Here is a 1,648-nt window from a genome sequence, read left to right on the forward strand (position 1 = left end):
GGACTTATTGAGGACAATCTTAAGCAGGTTCATCCTATTTTTCAGACTGTCTTTAAAACTTTCCTCAAAGATAAAGAAAAGATTGTCAACGCCCTTCAACCACACTATTCTAACGCCAAACTGGAAGCGACCAATAATCTCATTAAGCTTATCAAACGAAATGCCTTTGGATTTCGGAACTTTGAAAACTTCAAAAAACGGATTTTTATCGCTCTGAACATCAAAAAAGAAAGGACGAAATTTGTCCTTTCTCGTGCTTAGCTGACTTCAACCCACTACAGTTGACAAAGAGCCGGAAAGTAATTTTATCTCAGTCAGTGAATAATCGCGAGCAATGGATTGATGATAGCTTCGAGATTATTGAGAGCCTCATTCACAGGCACATCTTTTCCAATATCGTTCGTCCCAATTAAAAGGACAATTTTATCTACCTCCCCACCGTACAGATGCGCATCCAGATTCTCTAATAACAGTCCTGTCTGATAGCCACAAATTCCTCGATTGACAATTGTCTTTGAAGTCCCAAACAACTCCTGCAGAGGATAATATTCGACAATGGAATCCCCAATAAAAAGAATATCTGGCTCTACAACTGAAACCTGATTTAGGTGACGATACTTGGTTTGGATTTTTTCTTGTTCCTTTAGTAACCAATTTTCTAATAACTGTACTGCTACTTCATTCTCCTTTTTCTAACCAGTTTTCCAATACTTGGTAAACTCCTCCTTGGCTATTGGCTGGCGCTAGAGCCGTCGCCACAGCTTTGGCTTTGTCATCAGCATTTTCCATCGCATAGGCAATTCCAGCCATTTCAAGCATTTCAACATCATTTTCACTATCGCCAAAAGCCATGATTTGTTGGGGGGTCAAGTCCCAACGCTTGAGTAATTCTTCCAAGCCCCATGCTTTATGAATTCCAGCTTGGAGGATATCAATGCAACCATAGCCACTCGATACAGCCCGAACACGGCCATCAAAGAGGTCATTGATTTCTTCCAATACCGAATTCAAACGTTCCTCACCAACAACCATACTCATCTTGAGCACACCACCAAAGAGGTCAGAGGTTAATTCATCCACAAAATTCATTCGTTGGTAGAATTCTTCAATCATTTCTGGAGTCATAAAACTTTCAAGGTCTGTAAAAATGGTACCTTCCTTGACGAAACCACCCTTCATCCCTGTTACAACAAATTGATCCTGACACGCTCGACCCTCGAAATGAGCCAAAGCCTTATCGACAATGGCATCATCCCAAGTCTGAGCCTGAATCAATTCATTGTTTTCAAAAATATGAGCACCATTGGCAACAACCAGAACCACTCGATCCACCAAGTGCTCCAGTAGTTGCCTCATGCGGTGAATTTCATTCCCTGTCGCGATGACAAAACGAATCCCCCTTTGATCCAACTGATCCACAATCTTTTCCAAGCGTGGGAGATCAAGCTGGCCTCTAGCATCCAGCAAGGTCCCATCCATATCTGTCGCAATTACCTTAATCGTCATTTACTTTCCTCTTGATTAGACTTCCTGCAAAACTAGAATCCTAGTTCATGATTGATAATACCAGCAATCAAATTCATTCGTAATCCGAAGTGTTTACGATGATTTCGATAGGTTGTTGAAGATATTTTAAACGTTTTTATAG

General features: G+C 40.9%; 2 protein-coding genes and 2 pseudogenes. 1 reads left to right on the top strand and 3 read right to left on the bottom strand.

The features are described 5' to 3' along the window. Positions 1-261 (top strand): transposase (locus tag B4W83_RS07470; protein ID WP_142246438.1); only part of this gene is annotated, 261 nt, incomplete at its 5' end. Positions 262-294: 33 nt separating this feature from the next. Here B4W83_RS07470 and B4W83_RS07475 read toward each other — a convergent pair. The 3 genes and pseudogenes from B4W83_RS07475 to B4W83_RS12450 form a co-directional block, all read right to left on the bottom strand. Continuing rightward, positions 295-629 (bottom strand): annotated as a pseudogene (locus B4W83_RS07475) (GDSL-type esterase/lipase family protein); the annotation flags it as partial. Positions 630-678: 49 nt separating this feature from the next. Further along, positions 679-1,506: an HAD family hydrolase gene (locus tag B4W83_RS07480; RefSeq protein WP_000153523.1), complete on the bottom strand. Its 828-nt coding sequence runs from the start codon at positions 1,504-1,506 to the stop codon at positions 679-681. A gap of 32 nt (positions 1,507-1,538) precedes the next feature. Further along, positions 1,539-1,648, bottom strand: a pseudogene (locus B4W83_RS12450) (IS5/IS1182 family transposase); the annotation flags it as partial.

This window comes from Streptococcus pseudopneumoniae ATCC BAA-960 = CCUG 49455, from assembly GCF_002087075.1.
Classification (GTDB): Bacteria; Bacillota; Bacilli; order Lactobacillales; family Streptococcaceae; genus Streptococcus; species Streptococcus pseudopneumoniae.